This window comes from Rhodococcus sp. RD6.2, assembly GCF_001040705.1.
Classification (GTDB): Bacteria; Actinomycetota; Actinomycetes; order Mycobacteriales; family Mycobacteriaceae; genus Rhodococcus_G.
The window spans coordinates 1-15,945 of sequence record NZ_CVQP01000005.1 but is presented as its reverse complement, the minus strand read 5'-3'; the positions used below and the strand labels follow the sequence as shown (position 1 = coordinate 15,945).

Sequence of the window (15,945 nt, the reverse complement as noted above, 5' to 3'; positions counted from 1 at the left end):
CCGCAGATCGCGTCGGACCCACGCTTCGGGTGCGACAACGCGCATCCGACAGGCGGGAAACTGCACACGGAAATGGTGAACCGTCCAGTTCATCTGCGAAGGCGTCACCACGGCCGACCGACGCGCAGTACCGTGTCGGGCGAGGAGCGTTCGTGGATTCGCCCGAGCATCCGGAGAAAGAAGGAGAACAAAGGTCAATGGGTGCAGCGATCACGAACCCCACCGAGCTTCGGCACACCTCGATCCTCGGGCTCGGTGTCTACCGGCCCGAGCGTGTCGTGACGAACGAGGAGATCTGCCAGCAGATCGACTCCACCGACGAGTGGATCCAGTCCCGCTCCGGAATCAAGACCCGACGTTTCGCCGGTCCGCACGAGAGCGTGCTGGCCATGTCGATCTCGGCCGGGCGCAAGGCGCTCGAGGCCGCGGGCCTGACCGGTGAGCAGATCGGCACCGTCATCATCGCGACCTCGACCTACCCCGTGCAGACCCCGGCGTGCTCGGCGCTCGTCGCGGAGGAACTGGGTACGGGTGGTGCGGGTGCGATCGATGTCGCCGCCGGATGCGCGGGCTTCTGCTACGCACTGGGGCTCGCCAACGACCTCGTCCGCTCCGGCAGCGAGGAGTACGTCCTCGTCGTCGGCGTCGAGCGGATGAGCGATTCCACCGAGCCGACCGATCGGTCCGTGCGATTCATCTTCGGTGACGGCGCAGGAGCCGTCGTCGTCGGCCGCGGCGAGGAAGCCGGTATCGGTCCCGTCGTCTGGGGTTCCGACGGCGCCCAGGGCCGGGCCATCCGCCAGGAGCCCGACTGGGTCGACTTCGCGACCAACCCGACGCAGAAGCGCCCGTGGATCGTCATGGAGGGCACCTCCGTGTTCCGGTGGGCCGCCTTCGAGATGGGCAAGGTCGCGCAGCGGATCCTCGACAAGACCGGAATGACCGTCAACGACATCGATGCGTTCGTCCCGCACCAGGCCAACGCCCGCATCACCGAGGTCATCGCCCGCAGCATGCACTTGCCCGAGACGGTCGCGGTGTCCAACGACATCGCCGAGACCGGCAACACCTCCGCCGCGTCGATTCCGCTCGCGATGGAAGAGATGCTGCGCACCGGCAAGGCGAAGCCGGGCGACACGGCCCTGCTCCTCGCGTTCGGTGCCGGCCTCGCCTACGCGGGCCAGGTCGTCACGATGCCGGTGCTCGCAGGCTAGGGCACTTCTTCTCGATCCCACCGGACCGGGTGGGAGTCACATCGCGCCGTCTGCCTTCGCGACCTCGAGGCAGTCGTCGATGAACCCGGCGGGTTCAGGCTCCCACCCCGGATCCCAGGTGCCTGCTGTCGCCCTGGCCTGCAGCACGGCCAGGCCGGCGACCACAGCGGGACCTCCGTCGAGCAGGTACCTGACCAGTCCGTGCCGAGCGCACTGCGCCGTCAGCCGCGCGAGCGCGACCAGGGCCTCCTCGTCCCGTCCTGCCGCGAACAGGCAGGCGATGAGCAGTCGGTCGGCCATGAGGAGGGCGCGAGCCCGGCCGGTTTCGGCGAGCCGGTCCACCCACGCCTGGGCGATCTCGCAGGCCTGTGCGGTGTTCGCCCCCGTTCCGGTGCCCGTCAGCAGTCGCGCGGTCGTCGCATCCTCCAGTTGCGCGGTGATCTCGGCGCTCCCGTCGGGGACGGAATCGACCGGAGGAAGTGTCGGGTAGCGCGGCGTCCGGGTGCGGGTCGTGATGGTGAAGCCGAGCCGGATCCGTTCGTTGTCGATGCGTGCGCGCAGTCGCGGGATGTCCAGGCTGTCCGCGGTTCTCGCGCCCTCCGCCAGGCGCTGCGCGGCGGCCTCCCGGTCGCCGCGGCACACCTTCAGCCGCGCACCGGTGACGTACCGCGCGATCATGAACTCCACGATCCCGCCTTCGCCGCCGAGTTCGAACCCCTCGTCGAGAAGGCGCTCGGCCTCCACGAGTTCGTTTCGTTCGTACAGCAGTTCGCCGAGCATCGCCGCGGCCAGACGGGCGGAATGCGAACGCGGACCGGATAGTTCGCGGGCCACCCGGAGGCCCCGCCGGAACCAGTCCTCGGCGGATTCGGTCGCGAGCTCCTCGTTCGCGGCCATCCCGACCATGCAGTAGCTGTACATCGTCGCGAACGGGCCGCTCATCGCCTCGTGGTACGGGGTCGCCCATTTCTGCCAACGGCGTGCGTCGTCGAAGTCGAATCGGTACAGCGCCGCGAACGTTCGCGTGTTCGCGGCGGCGGTCACCACCCACGGGTTGTGTCGCTGCGGCGCCGCGAGGCAGCGTTCGGTGAAGTGCTCGATGCCCGCGGGGTGGTCGGTGAAGGCGGCGACCACACCCTCGACGACATCGGCCTCCACGGACAGTTCGCCGTCGGCGCCCTCGGGTGAGCCCTCGAGCGCGCCGCGCGCGAGGGCAAGTGCGCGGCGGCCCGCGCCGGGACGCTGCAGCAGGACGTTGCACCAGGCCAGCATCAGTTGGAGTCGCGGGCGTCCGACGACTGTGGTCGCGGGCAGTTTGTCGACCAGTCCGAGCAGTGTCGTCATCCGGGAGTGCTCGATGAGGAAGACCCCGTCACGTTCGACGAGATTCACCGCCGCGTCGGCGTCACCCGTGGCGAGGCAGTGGTCGACGGCCTCGCTGAGCAGGTGGCGGTCGGCGAACCAGTCGGCCGCGATCCTGTGCAGCGCGGGGTACCGCTCCGGATGGTCGCGTTGGAGGCGTCGGCGCAGGTACTTGGCGAACAGGTGGTGGTAGCGGAACCAGGTGTCGATCGGGCCCGTGGACAGAGGCGTCGACTCGTCGTCGCCGAGTCTCACCAGGAACAGGTCGCGGCCCGCGACGTCCTCGAGTCGTGCGCGACCGTTCGTGACGCCCGCGAGCGCGGACGCCAGCGACCCGGTGATCCGCTCCGTGATCGAGGTGGCGAGCAGAAAGTCGAGGACGTCGGGTTCGAGTGTGTCGAGGACGTTCTCGGTGAGGAACTCGTCGACCGCGTGCCTGCCTACGAGGGTGTCGATGAGGTCTTCGGGGCGGTCGCCGCTGCGCAGGGACAACGAGGCGAGTTGAAGTGCCGCGACCCAACCTTCCGTCGAGCGGCACAGTCCCGCGACGTCGGTGTCCGTGAGGTGGAGTCCGCCGAGTCCCACCAGCAACTGCTGGGATTCGTCCTCCTCGAATCGCAGTGCGGTCGAATCGATCTCGACGAGTTCGTCCTGGACGCGCATCCGGGCGAGCGGGAGGCCGGTGGTGGTGCGGGTGGTCACGACGATCTGCAGGTGGTGGCAGCCGTTGGTGAGCAGGTAGTCGAGCGCTGCACGGGATTCCGGTGAGGTGACGCGATGCCAGTCGTCGATGATGACGGCGACGCGACGCCGTGCGTCGTGGATTCGATTGATGAGGGTGGACATCACGTAGTCGGCCGCGTCGCGGCCGTGGTCCTCGAGGACCTGGTCGAGTTCGGCACTCAATTCCGGGGCGGCCCGGCGAACGGATTCGACGAGATGGGTGAGCAACCACACGACGTTGTCGTCGTCGGCGGTGACCGTCAACCAGGTGACGGTGACGCCCTCGTCGACGAGGGCGCCTCCCCACTGTGCGGCGAGAGTCGTCTTCCCGAACCCTGCCGGAGCGTGAATGACGGTGAGCCGACGGCGTTCTCCCGCCCGCAGCATGTCGACCAGCCGCTGCCGGGTGACGAGTGTGCGACCGATCACGGGTGCGCGGAATCGGGTGGCAGGGGTCGGCGGTCCGAGGGCGGCGGTGCCGCCGGTGCCGGACGAGGCGCCGGTGCTGGACGTGGCGGTGGTTCCGGATCGCGCACCGCGGAGGGGCGATGGCACCGCGTCGGATCGCGTCCCGGTGCGTCCGCGCGTCAGGGTCGGCGCTCCGGTGACGCCGGGTGATCCCGCGTCGGACGAGGGGAGCGCCATGTCGAGGGGGTCGAGTCCGTGTGCTGCGGCGAGGCCCTGCAGTTGCACGCCGAAGTCTGCGGCGCTTGCCGGTCGATCCGCGGGATCCGGTGCCATCGCCTGTTCGATCACCGAGCACACGTCGGCGGGAACGTCCCCGCCGCGAATGTCCGGAACGGGTTCGGTGGTGACGCGGACGAATTGAGCGACGACCTGCTCTCCCTCTTGTCGCTCGAACGCGGCGTGCCCGGTCATCGCGCAGAACAGGGTTGCGCCGAGGCTGTAGACGTCGGAGCGCACGCTGGGCGAGCGTCCTTCGAGGACCTCGGGTGCGGTGTATGCGGGCGACCCGGTGATGAGGCCGGTCTCCGTCTCGAATCCGCCTGTGGTGCGGGCGATCCCGAAATCCGTGAGCTGGGGTTCTCCGTATTCGGTGAGGAGGATGTTCGCGGGTTTCACATCCCGGTGGAGCGTGCCAGACCGGTGGGCGGTCTCCAACGCACCCGCCATCTTCGCTCCGAGCACCAGGACGTCGGGCCAGTCGAGGGGGCCGGTGCAGTGGATGAGTTCCTGGAGGGAGTTGTGCCGGTGATACGGCATCACGATGTAGGGCCGCCCCGCCGCGGTGGTTCCGACCTGCAGGATGTTGCAGATGTGCGGATGCCCCGACACGGCGCCCATCACTCGCTGTTCGCGGAGGAACCGCTCGCGACTGTCCGCGTCGAGATCGCCGCCGAGGACCTTGACCGCGACCGTTCGGTCGAGCATCGGCTGGACGCACCGGTACACGACCCCGAAGCCGCCCCGGCCGATCTCCTCGGCATCGGCGAATCCGGCCGCGAGAAGGTCTTCCGGGACGCCGCCGAGGGCATCTCGTCCGGTCGCGCCCGTGCCGTCCGCGTTCATCGCGGCCCCCGGCTTTCCGCGGTGACCTGCGCGGACCCGGTGTCAAGGGGTTCCGTCGTCATGATGGGTCGTTTCGTCGTGCGGTCGCAGTCCAGAATAGCCCGGAAATGCCCCTCCGACCTGCGCGGAGAACGAAACGACGGCGGGCACCTTCGTGTGAAGGTGCCCGCCGCCGTTGTACTGCGGAGCAGGTCAGCCGAACAGGTTGCCCAGCGATCCGGTGCCGCCGCCGGTGCCCGGATCGGTCGGCGCGGACACGTTGACCACGCGCGCGTCCGAGGACGATCCAAGAACGCCCGGTGTGCCGCTGTAGACCGCGGTCACTCCGTGTGCGCCTGCGCTGGCGAAGGCATGCGAGAGGGTCGCGCTGCCGCCGCTGACGGCGACCGGGCCACCGATCGCGGTGGTGCCGTCGAAGAACTGGACGGTACCGCCGTTCTGCGCGGGATCCACGGTGGCGGTCAGCGTCACCGCCTCGTTCTCACCTGCCGTCGCCGGCGCCGCCAGCGCGGTGGTGGTGGCCACCTCGTTCGGTGCCGGGACGGCGACCTGGACGGTCGCGGCTGCGGCCGTCGACGTCGCGAATCCCTTTGCGCCGCTGAAGACTGCGGTGATCGAGTGCGATCCGGCGGTCTCGAAGGTGTGGGCCAGGACCGCGACGGAGCCGGCGACGGCGATCGGGTCGCCGATCGGCGTGCCGCCGTCGAGGAACTGGACGGTGCCCGCGTTCGGCGCCGGGTCGACGGTGGCCGCGATGCTCACCGCGACACCGGTCTTCGCGTGGCTGGGCGCGGTCAGTGCGGTCGTGGTGTCGGCAGCACGGGTGCTCACCGTCACCGTGCGCGCCGCCGAGGTGGATCCGGAGAATCCGTCGGCGCCGCTGTACACCGCGGTCACCTCGTGCGCGCCGTCGGTGCTGAACGCGTGCGAGAGGGTGGCGCTGCCGCCGGTCACGGCGACGGGCGCTCCGATGTTGGCCGCGCCGTCCTTGAACTGCACCGTGCCGCCGGCCGGGGCAGGGCTGACGGTGGCCGTGAGGTCGACGGGCGCACCGTTGTTCGCGGTCTCCGGCGCGGCGAGGGCAGTGTCCGTCGCAACATCGGGTGCGGAGACGGTGCCGGTCTGCGGAGCCGAGGTGGACTGCAGGTAGGCGGCGTCGCCGAGGTACTTCGCGGTGATGGAGTACGGCTGGGCGGCGCTGGGGGTCCAGGCGTAGGTGGCGGTGCCGTTGTTGACGGTGCCGGTGCCGAGGACGGTGCCGTTGTCGGCGAATTCGACGGTGCCGGTGGCGCCCGCGGTGACCGTGGCCGTCAGGGTCGAGGCGGCACCGGCCTTGGGGGCCGGGGACACCGCGACGCTGGAGGTCGAGGCGGACTTCGGAACCGTGAGCGACGGACCGGCGGTCTGATTCTCGGAGCTCAGGCCCTGGTTCGCGGAGATGCCTGCGCCCGTGGTCAGGGCGAGGTCACGGCCACAGTCCGCGCCGACGGTGTACTGGACGGTGTAGTCGATGTTCCGGTCGACGGCACTACGAATCCACGATCCCGTCATGGTCACCAGGGTGGTGTTGGTGACGTTGGTGGTGACGGTTTTGCCGGTCACTCGGGAGGAACCTGCGACGTAGGTCAGGCAGGCCGGGTGGTAGTCCTTGAAGGAGGAGATGGTCGGCGCGAGGCCGCCGTTCCAACGGATGTTGTTGGTGACGGTGATCGTCTCGCCCGGGGCCGGCGTGCCGTTACTGATGGTCCGGTTGAACGTCCAGTCACCGGAGTTCGTCGACTGGCTCACGGGCGCAGCGGATGCCGCCCCGACGCCCAACGATGCGGCGAAACCCGCCGCCATCGCTGCCGTGCTCGCGGCGGCTGCCAGCCGACGCAGTTTTCTGTTCTGCATTCTCTCGAACCTCTCAATGGGAACGACCAACGAGAAGCGAAGGCTTGTTCAAAGCACAGGCTTCACGTGGGATAGGGGAACTGCCGAATGTGGTGGTGCGAAGAGGTCGAGCGGTCACGAACCGAACGGGTTGCTGCTGCCGCCGCCAGTGGATGCGCCGGTGACCGTCACGGCGAACGCGGACGAGGTGGACGCGACGTAGCCGTTGGCCCCGCTGTACTCGGCGGTGATCGAGTGACCACCCTCGGCGGTGAAGGTGTGCGGCAGGATGGCGACGCCGTTGACCAGCGTGACCGGGCCACCGATCGGGGTGGTGCCGTCCTTGAACTGCACGGTGCCACTTGCGGTGCTCGGTGCGACGGTGGCGGACAGGTCGACCTTGGTGCCGGCGGTCGCGTTCGGCAGCGCGGTCACGGTGGTCACGGTCGCGACATCGGACGGCGCCGGGGCGTCGACGGAGAGAGTCGCCGAAGCGGACTGGGAGGGCGCGAACCCGATCGCCCCGCTGTACGACGCGGTGATGTTGTGGTGTCCCGCGGTGGTGAAGGCGTGGGCCAGCGTGGCGACCCCGCCGACGACGTCGACCGGTGCGCCGATCGGCGTGTTGTCGGACTTGAACTGGACGGTGCCGCCTGCCGGGACCGGTGCGATCGTCGCGGTCAGGCCTGCTGCGGAACCGGTGGTCGCGGTTGCGGGCAGGGTGACGGTCGTCGACGTCGGTACGGCGACGACGGCAGCCGGCTGCACGTCGACGGTCTGCGGGGCCGACGTCGATCCGGTGAACCCGGCCACTCCGGCGAAGACCGCGCTGACGGAGCGCGCTCCCGCGGTGGCGAAGGTGTGGTTGAGGGTCGCGGTTCCGCCGGTGACCGTCACCGGGGCGCCGATGTTCGCGTCACCGTCCTTGAACTGCACGGTGCCGCCGTTCGGGGCGGGGGACACCGTCGCGGACAGTGTGACCGGGGCGCCTGCGGTCGCCGTCGCGGGGACGGTGACGGCGGTGGTGGTGGAGACCTCGGGGGTGGAGACGGCGATCGTGGCCAGGGCGCCGCCACCTGCGTTCAGCGCGCCGGAGCTCGAGTCCCTGGGGGAGCAGCGGGTGGGAGCCCACACCGTGCCGACGAAGGGGGCGCTGGCCTTGGCGAGGGAGGTGCTGTAGTTCTCGTCCGAGTTGTAGCTCGCGGCGTTCCCGGCCACCCGGAGCTTCGGGGTGATGGTGCCTGCGGACCCGGCGACGACGGTGACGTCGACGGCGGGCAACTGGAAGATGCTGTTGCCGCCCGAGTTGGCGGTGCCATCGAGGTTCTTCTTGAGCTTGGGGGCGGTGATGCCGCCCTCGCTGTTGCCGCTCGAAGTGGGGCTGTTGCCGATGACCTGGTTGTTGCCGGACAGGCGCAGCAGGGGACCTGCGGCGTCGACGTTGCCCGAGGTACCGATCCGCAGCACGTTGGGGGCGACGCCTGCGAGGTTGCTGCCCGTGCCCGCGACGACGGTCGCGTCGACGAATGTGGTGTTCGCGGGGATCTCGAAGTCGAACTTGAGCCGCGACAGGCCTGCCGTGGTGCCGCCGGATTCGGAGTCCGGGTAGGAGCCGGGTCCGGGCTGGATGCGGTAGGTGAAAGTCTGCCCCGCGTTGACCGTCGCCGGCGCGGTGACGATGGCGGACGCCGCGACGACCTTGTGCTGGGGGCCTGCCAGCGAGGTCGAGGGGGTGGCCTGGCAGGACGTCTGGAAGTTCACGGTGCCTGCGGAGGCGGGAGTGCCGATCAGGGCGAGTCCCGCGGCCAGGGCTACGGCGCTGATAGGCGCCACGCTGCCGCGCAGGGAAGGTCGATGCATCGGTGTACCGGGTCTTTCGTGTCAATGATGGGCACAAACTGTCCGCGATTGCAGCACGTCGACCCGCCCCGGCACCGGGGAATGGGAAAAATATGTACGCCCGTCCAATAACGGCGCGCACAAACGGTCCGGACACGCCGAAGGACGCCTCCAGATGGAGACGCCCTTCGGGTGGAAGTCGCTTTAGATGGTGCGGACTCCGGTGGCCTGCGGGCCCTTCTGGCCCTGGCCGATCTCGAACTCCACACGTGCGCCCTCGTCGAGGGTCTTGAAGCCGTTGGTCTGGATCTCGGAGTAGTGGACGAAGACGTCGGGTCCGTCACCGTCCTGCTCGATGAATCCGAATCCCTTTTCCGCGTTGAACCACTTGACGGTGCCTTGTGCCACTTTTTTGCTCCTGTTACTGCGAGCCTGCCCTCAGGAGGAGAGCGGGTCTCACATACAGAATGCCAGGTTGCGACGCTTGTGTCGACGCTGGGGCGGTTTTTCGCGGTCATTCGGCGCGTCGTCGCCACTCGGAAACAGATCCCCGGTGGACGAACGAAACGAGTAGTCGGCTACGCGTGAGGTCGCGGACAACGCGGCGGACGCTGGTAGTGGAAAGCGATGGGGGGATCGTCTGGGATCGGAGAAGCGCGCATGAAAGACATCGTGGTCCTCATACCCGGAATCACCGGGTCCGTACTCGCCAAGGATGGCAAGGAGGTGTGGGCGCCCACGCCCGGCGCCGCGCTGGCAGCGGCGCTGTCGTTGGGTGGAAGCATCAAGAAACTGCAACTCGACGGGGACGACCCCGATGCCGACGACCTCGGCGACGGCGTCGTCGCGCCCCGCCTGGTCCCGGACCTGCACGTCCTGCCCGGGCTGGACTGGAAGATCGACGGCTACACCAGGGTCCGGAACGAACTCGTGGAGAGGTTCGGTGCGGTGCCGGGGGAGAACTACTTCGAGTTCCCCTACGACTGGCGTCGCGACAACCGAGTCGCTGCACGGCGCCTGGCCCGGCTGTCCCGCGACTGGCTCGCCGCATGGCGGGAGAAGTCCGGCAACTCCGATGCCAAGTTGATCCTGGTGGGTCATTCGATGGGAGGGATCGTCGCGCGGTTGTACCTGGAGATGCTGGACGGGTGGCGCGACACGAAATCCCTCGTCACGTTCGGGACGCCGTACTCCGGCTCGGTGAATGCGCTCGAGTTCCTCGTCAACGGCTTCCGCAAGGGCTGGGGTCCGCTCAGCATCGACCTGGGCGACCTGATCCGGTCGTTCACCTCCATCTATCAACTGTTGCCGTCGTACCGCTGCGTCGAGGGGCCCGCCGGTTCGTGGCTCAATCTCGACGACCCGAGCATCGACTGGGCCGGGACCGCACTGGACGGCACCAGGATGCGTGACGCCGTGACCCTGCACCGGCAGTTGCGTGCCCGAGTGGACGAGCGACTGCAGACCGACGAACCCGGATACGACATCCGGTCGGTCATCGGGGACTTCCAGCGCACCAGGTGGGCGGCCCGGTTCGACGGGACCGCGATCGAGTCGGTGTTCACGATGGGCCCGGACAAGAGTTTGGGTGACGGGACGGTGCCGAAGGTCTCCGCGATCCCGCACGAGGCGATGGACGGGTGGCGCAACGCGACGTTCGTCGGGCAGCGGCACGCGTCACTGCAGAACGACGACGCGGTGATCAATCACCTCGGTGGGCTGCTGACAGCGGCGGACTTCACCGGCCCGGATGTGTTTCCCGCGGACTACCTCGCGGTGTCACTCGAGGTCGACGACGTCACGACCATGGAACCGATGGTTGTCCGGGCCAAGGTCAAAGGTGGCGGCGCCGCGCTGACGGCGACGGTCGAGGGGGCCTCCGGAAAGCGAAGCCAGGTTCCGCTGCACGGCGACGGGTGGCAGGAGGCGACGATCGAGGGGCTCGCCGCCCAGGATTACCGGATCACCGTGCACGGTGACGGCGTGCGACCGGTCACCGATGTCGCCAGCGTCGTCGACCTCGCCGAGGTCGAGCATTCCGTCGGGATCTAGGTGACTCGCGATGGTGGGGTTCGAGGAACTCGAGATCAGCGTCCTCTCCGCCGGCCGTGACGTCTGGGTGTCGGCGCAGTCGCGGCTCGGCTCCGTGTTTGCGGTGCGTTGCCGGCCACCCAACTGGGCCCGTGTCCTGCATGTCGACGGGAGGCCGTCGCCTGCGTGCTGGTTGCGGGACGCGGTCCGATACGCCCGCAAGGACGCCACGCTCGCGGAGGACGCTCGGTCGGTTGGAACGGCCCTGACCGACCTCGTCTTCGGTGTACCGGAGATCGGGGCGCTCCTTCAGCGCACGCGTGGGGTGGCCGGGACCTCGGGTGCACAGGTGCTGGTTCGTGTTCTCGCCGCACCGCACGAAGTGAGTGCCTGGCCGTGGGAGTTGATGCGTGATCCCGAGCGGCCGGGTCGGTGCCTGACGATGGCACGCGATGTGCACGTCGTGCGATCGGGACGATCGCGAACCTACCCGGTCCGGCAAGAGCCCGTTGCGCCACCGCTGAACCTGCTGCTGGTCATGTCGAGCCCTCCGAAGGAAGGGCCTGCGGACTCGGAGACGCCTTTCGACCTGTACGCCGAGAAACGCAGTCTGCTCCGTGAACTCCAACCGCTCGAACAGGCGGGACTGTTGCGTGTCGTGGTCGAGGACCGCCCGACCGTCGAGGGTCTACGTGCGTTGATGGGTCAGCAGCGCAACGGTTTTCACCTACTTCACTACCTGGGTCACGCCAACCCGAGTGGGCTCAAATTGGAACGGCCCAACGGGCGGGGCACGTTGGTACACGGCCGCGAGTTCGCCATGCTGCTGCATCAACTTCCGGATCTGCGTCTCGCGGTGTTCGCCGGCTGCGAGACCGCCCGAGCGCCGGACAAGGCGGGGGCGGACGACGGGTGGGCGGGTCCGGTGTCCACGGCCGACCTGTGTGTCCGGGACGCCAGCCCGATGGTGATCGGAATGCGGGCCGTCCTGCCGTTCGGGACGGAGCGGCTGCTCACCAGATTCTTTTACCAGGCACTGACCGCGGGGCATTCGGTGGCTGAGTCGTTGCGCCTCGCCCGGCTGGCGATCGACGGCGACGAGGACTGCGGAGGCCCACTGCTCAACTGGGCGGTGCCCTCCCTCTTGGTCGGTGGCAGCGCGCCCGGACCGGTCGTGGACCCGGACGCTCCAGCGACGCCCGTGGCACCGCGGGAGCAGGTCGGACTGCGGCTCGGAGTCCGGCAAGGGGAGTTGCGGTTCATCTCTCGACTCGCCGAGCTGCGTGAGGCGGTCGACGTCCTGTCGGGGCGCACCCCCGCGCGACTGCTGCACGTCGTCGGCATGCCCGCGACGGGAAAGAGCGCGCTGCTGGACCGGGTGATCGAGGAGTTCGACCCCTCGATCGCGTACCTGTTCATCAGTTCCAGAACCCTGCTCGACAAAACCGATCCGGTGGCGAAACTCGCCGAACTCGTCGTCGAGGTGCTGGAGATGAAGGGGGTGTCCACCGTGCCGCGGGGCGACCGCGATTCGAGTGAATGGTGGGACCGGGTGGTCGGGGGATTGGACAAGGTACGTCTGGCGATCGTGATCGACGACGGTGACCTGTTGGCGGGTGGCGAACCCGGCGGCAAGGACGTACTGGAGGCGCTCGGTGTACTGACTTCCCGGCGTGGCAGCGCCCGGCTGGCTGTGGTCGCGACACAGCAGTTGGAGGGCCTCACCAAGGGCATGAAGGATTCGGAGGTCCGCATCATCCGGCTCGATCCGCTGTCATGGTCCGAGGTGTGGCAGTGGATCCGGAGAAACCTGCCCGCGCTCGCACGATTCGGCGAAGCGGATCTGCGCCGGTACTACGACGACATTCGTCATCTCGAAGACTGGGAGCGGCTGGCAGGCGCCGTTTCCGAGGACGATCTGGACAGGGGGGACGATCTGAGGGAACTGGTCCGTCGTTTCAGTGTGAATGTCGTGCACGAGGCGGCCTCGACGCCCAAGGGTGGTGAGGCCTACGGGGCGGCGCTCCGGCGTCCCCTTCGGCTGGCGGTCGCTGGACCGCACACGGCGGACCGTCACGACGAGATCGCCTCCGTGGTCACCCAGTGCGCCATCGCGCAGGGTGTGCCCGGGCGGGTGGTGGTGTCCGGGGCGACAGGGCACGGCGAATCTGCACTGGGGGAGCTGGTTCCGCCAGAGCAGGCGTTCCACGACGAGGAAATATGCGACGCCGATCGTCTGCTGCGCGACGCCTCGCAGGCCGGTGCGGACATCGTCGTCGTCGATCACGGCGAGAGCGAACAGACCGACCACGGCGACGCGCTGGTCCGGGTGGCCGCGGCGAACGGGAAGATTGTCATCGAATCCGGGGATCAGCCCGATGCACCGATGTTCCTCGGTCGCGGGGACGGTGGCCGTACCGCGACAGGAACGTCGTATCTGTACGCGCCGAGGACCAGTACGAAGGAATCAGCCACTCCCGTACTCGAGTTGGAGGGCACGACGTGCGCCGCGCTCTACGTCGCGGTCGCAGCCATGCTGGTCTGGGCGACCGATCGCGACCTGGCGGCAGGCGAGGTCCGCGACATCCTCATCGCCTCAGCGTCGCCGATCGCCACGGGCGCAGGCACGAAGCCCGGCAGTCTGAGCGTCGACAGGGCTCTCACGGCGGCCCGCCGCAAGGCGGTCGAGAGGGCGCTCGGCGGCGAATCGATGCAGTTGGGTCAATTGCTCGCCGAGACATCCGTCCGTCCCGAACTTGCCGTGCCGATTCTCGACGACCTCGTTGCCGCGGGTGCCGTTCACCAAGTCGTACGCGGCGGTGTGGAGCAGTTCGAGGCGGCACCCGACCCGGTCCGATAGCCGATCGCGGGTTCTACAGTGTCGGTGTCCGCGGGGATGATGGGAGCGCGACTCGGACACCGTCCCCGACCGACTGGCGAGGTCACCATGCAGGGATACCCGATCACCCGGTATCCAGGGCCCGGCTACACGCCGGGTCACGGCCCGTACCTACGGATCTACCTGCACACCACCGAGAATCAGGACTGGATCACCCGCGCCGAGGACGTCGCCGACTACCAGGCCCGCGTGCGGGACGGCAGCTACCACTACCTCGTCGACGATTCGCACATCGTCAACACCGTCGACATCGGGAACACCGCGTGGGGTGTGCTCGACGACAACCCTGTGAGCGTGCAGATCGCGATGGTGGGTACGTCGGGCGCAGTCGGGAACTGGAGTGGTCCCAACCCGAACCGGGAGGACCGGCCCAAGTCCCGAGCGCAGTGGCTCGAGCACGAGAAGATGCTCGACATGGTGGCGTTCGTCATCGCCACCGTCGCACGGGAACGGGGTGTGCCGATCGAACGAGTGGACGTCGCGGGAGTCGGCGCCAACCGCCGCGGCGTGAGCAGTCACAACAACTACACGTACGGATCGGTGGCACTGAAGGGGTTCAAGGACGGGACGCACTGGGACGTGCCGGACACCTTCCCGTACGACGTGGTGCTGGCTGCCGCGCGTCGCTACGCGGCCATGTTCGACGACCCGGACGGGTTCCCGCTACCGCCCGGCCACTACTGGGGGCCGCTCGACGGTCCGAACGAGTCGTGGTCCAACTCCTTCGGCACCGAACCCCAGTACTCGAAGGACGCGCTCGCGCGGTGGCAGGCGGCCCTGTGCATTCCGCATTCGGGCATCTACGACGAGGCCACCCGCGACGCGGCCATCCGAATGCAGAGGGCGTTCGGGTGGCCGATCACCGGACACGTCGCCGAGGGCGAGTGGAACGAGGTCGTCCGGAACGGCTGGAGGCTGCCCTCGCCGGCGCAGGCGTCACCCATCGACCCGGGACCGCCGGTGGGACAGTCGAGGAGGGTCAAGGCCGTCACCGGTCCCGGTCTCACCGATCGGTTCGGCATGGCGGCGACGGATCTCGGTGTCATGGCGCGAACCCCGTCGGGGCGGATCCTGGCGGTGTTCGGCGACACCTTCACCGGACCCGCCGTGGGTGACGGGGACTGGCGCGCGCCGGTCGCGCTGTTCTCGGACACGAAGAATCTCGACGACGGCATCGTGTGGAGCGAGGCGGCGGGCAGCGACCTCGGTTACGCCCGGCAGCTGTGGGACTACCCGCACGACAACCCGGTGTTCTCGACCGTGCTGCCGTCCGACGTCCTCACCGTCGGGGATTCGATGTATCTGCACGTGATGGTCAACAAGGGCCTCGGCAACGTCGTGTGGACCGAGATCTGGCGGTCGGTCGACGACGGCCGCACCTGGCAGCACACCGGAGCGAAGTTCGACGCCGGCCTGCACCGAGGGCTGGCGCAGCTGTGGACCTGGGACGTCGCCGAGGACGGCTGGGTGTACGTGATGTCCACCGGCTTTCAGCGCGACGCACCGCTGATCCTGCGTCGGGTCCCGAGGGGCCGGGTCGCGGACCCAGGGGCCTACGAGGGCTGGGGGTGGCGTGACGGCGTGTGGGCGTGGGGCAACGAGCCGACACCCGTACTCGAAGGGGGCGGTGCCGCAGGCAAATTCGGGGAACTGTGCCTGCGCCGTATCGACGGTGTGTGGGTTCTCGTCAACTTCGATTCGTCCGACGTCGACGGGTACGACATCGACGTCAGGGTGTTTCCGAACATCACCGACAACCTCTACGACGTGCACACGAGCACCCCGATCCGGGGAGTCGCCTGGGGGCAGGAGGGAGATGACGCGGTCGCCCAGCTGTACGGGCCGTCGATCGTGCCCGGTTCCCGGCCGGGCGGGGGATTCCACATTCTGCTGAGTCAGTGGAACACCGAGGTGGGATGGCCGTACCGGGTGCTCCAGTACAAGATTCCCGTCGCGGCGGGCCCCGAGCCCGGAGCTCGTCCGACGTAGTGGATTCGTGAGCGGACCGGACTGCCGAAAGTGCGGCGGTCAGGGCCGTTGTTGCGTCAGACTGCACGTTGTACAGCGAAGATATGGCCCCTGATCAGCTAACAAATACAACCTAGTTAACTAACTGGGGCCATGTATCGTGACCCACAATCGAGTCGCACATCCGAGTTAAGTCGAGAGGTTCTGCCCGTGACCACCGTCCAGGAACCCGCCGCCACCGCGGCGTCGAACGTCCCCGATATCCACACCACCGCGGGCAAGCTCGCGGATCTGCACCGCCGCCAGGCCGAGGCACACTTCCCGTCCGGCGAAGCCGCTGTGGAGCGGGTGCACGCCAAGGGCAAGCTCACGGCCCGTGAACGCATCGAGGCGCTGCTCGACGAGGGATCGTTCGTCGAACTGGACGCGCTGGCGCGGCACCGGTCCACGAACTTCGGTCTCGGCGACAACCGCCCCGCCGGCGACGGTGTCGTCACCGGCTACGGC

9 protein-coding genes are annotated in these 15,945 nt (G+C 68.5%); 5 read left to right on the top strand and 4 right to left on the bottom strand.

Annotation, left to right across the window (positions count from 1 at the left end; all coding sequences use genetic code 11):
• The first annotated feature begins 197 nt into the window (after positions 1-197).
• On the top strand, positions 198-1,214 hold the full coding sequence (locus RHCRD62_RS06600) for a beta-ketoacyl-ACP synthase III (RefSeq protein WP_050063920.1): 1,017 nt from the start codon (positions 198-200) through the stop codon (positions 1,212-1,214).
• A gap of 36 nt (positions 1,215-1,250) precedes the next feature.
• Here RHCRD62_RS06600 and RHCRD62_RS06595 read toward each other — a convergent pair whose 3' ends face one another.
• The 4 genes from RHCRD62_RS06595 to RHCRD62_RS06580 form a co-directional block, all read right to left on the bottom strand.
• On the bottom strand, positions 1,251-4,829 hold the full coding sequence (locus tag RHCRD62_RS06595; protein ID WP_050063919.1) for a serine/threonine-protein kinase: 3,579 nt from the start codon (positions 4,827-4,829) through the stop codon (positions 1,251-1,253).
• Positions 4,830-5,021: 192 nt separating this feature from the next.
• Complete coding sequence (locus RHCRD62_RS06590) at positions 5,022-6,722, bottom strand: Ig-like domain-containing protein (RefSeq protein WP_050063918.1); 1,701 nt, start codon at positions 6,720-6,722, stop codon at positions 5,022-5,024.
• A 114-nt stretch (positions 6,723-6,836) separates the two neighbouring features.
• Entirely contained in the window at positions 6,837-8,561 is a 1,725-nt protein-coding gene (locus RHCRD62_RS06585; protein WP_050063917.1) for an Ig-like domain-containing protein, read from the bottom strand.
• Positions 8,562-8,744: 183 nt separating this feature from the next.
• Positions 8,745-8,948 (bottom strand): cold-shock protein, encoded by a 204-nt coding sequence (locus RHCRD62_RS06580; RefSeq protein WP_050063916.1) that lies wholly within the window; start codon positions 8,946-8,948, stop codon positions 8,745-8,747.
• Positions 8,949-9,200: 252 nt separating this feature from the next.
• On the opposite strand from RHCRD62_RS06580, the gene RHCRD62_RS06575 reads away from it, so the two are divergent.
• From RHCRD62_RS06575 to RHCRD62_RS06560, 4 genes are all read left to right on the top strand, one after another.
• Positions 9,201-10,592 (top strand): lipase/acyltransferase domain-containing protein, encoded by a 1,392-nt coding sequence (locus RHCRD62_RS06575; protein ID WP_050063915.1) that lies wholly within the window; start codon positions 9,201-9,203, stop codon positions 10,590-10,592.
• A gap of 10 nt (positions 10,593-10,602) precedes the next feature.
• Entirely contained in the window at positions 10,603-13,431 is a 2,829-nt protein-coding gene (locus RHCRD62_RS06570; protein WP_050063914.1) for a CHAT domain-containing protein, read from the top strand.
• A gap of 87 nt (positions 13,432-13,518) precedes the next feature.
• Positions 13,519-15,459: a DUF4185 domain-containing protein gene (locus tag RHCRD62_RS25370; RefSeq protein ID WP_253277226.1), complete on the top strand. Its 1,941-nt coding sequence runs from the start codon at positions 13,519-13,521 to the stop codon at positions 15,457-15,459.
• A gap of 189 nt (positions 15,460-15,648) precedes the next feature.
• Positions 15,649-15,945, top strand: a 297-nt coding sequence (locus tag RHCRD62_RS06560) for a carboxyl transferase domain-containing protein (RefSeq protein ID WP_301280717.1), incomplete at its 3' end; no start/stop codon positions are given.

Bases quoted from the DNA above. Each gene is read 5' to 3' on its own strand.
- RHCRD62_RS06600 (WP_050063920.1), top strand. From the start codon at position 198: ATGGGTGCAGCGATCACGAACCCCACCGAGCTTCGGCACACCTCGATC.
- RHCRD62_RS06595 (WP_050063919.1), bottom strand. From the start codon at position 4,829: ATGAACGCGGACGGCACGGGCGCGACCGGACGAGATGCCCTCGGCGGC.
- RHCRD62_RS06590 (WP_050063918.1), bottom strand. From the start codon at position 6,722: ATGCAGAACAGAAAACTGCGTCGGCTGGCAGCCGCCGCGAGCACGGCA.
- RHCRD62_RS06585 (WP_050063917.1), bottom strand. From the start codon at position 8,561: ATGCATCGACCTTCCCTGCGCGGCAGCGTGGCGCCTATCAGCGCCGTA.
- RHCRD62_RS06575 (WP_050063915.1), top strand. From the start codon at position 9,201: ATGAAAGACATCGTGGTCCTCATACCCGGAATCACCGGGTCCGTACTC.
- RHCRD62_RS06570 (WP_050063914.1), top strand. From the start codon at position 10,603: ATGGTGGGGTTCGAGGAACTCGAGATCAGCGTCCTCTCCGCCGGCCGT.
- RHCRD62_RS25370 (WP_253277226.1), top strand. From the start codon at position 13,519: ATGCAGGGATACCCGATCACCCGGTATCCAGGGCCCGGCTACACGCCG.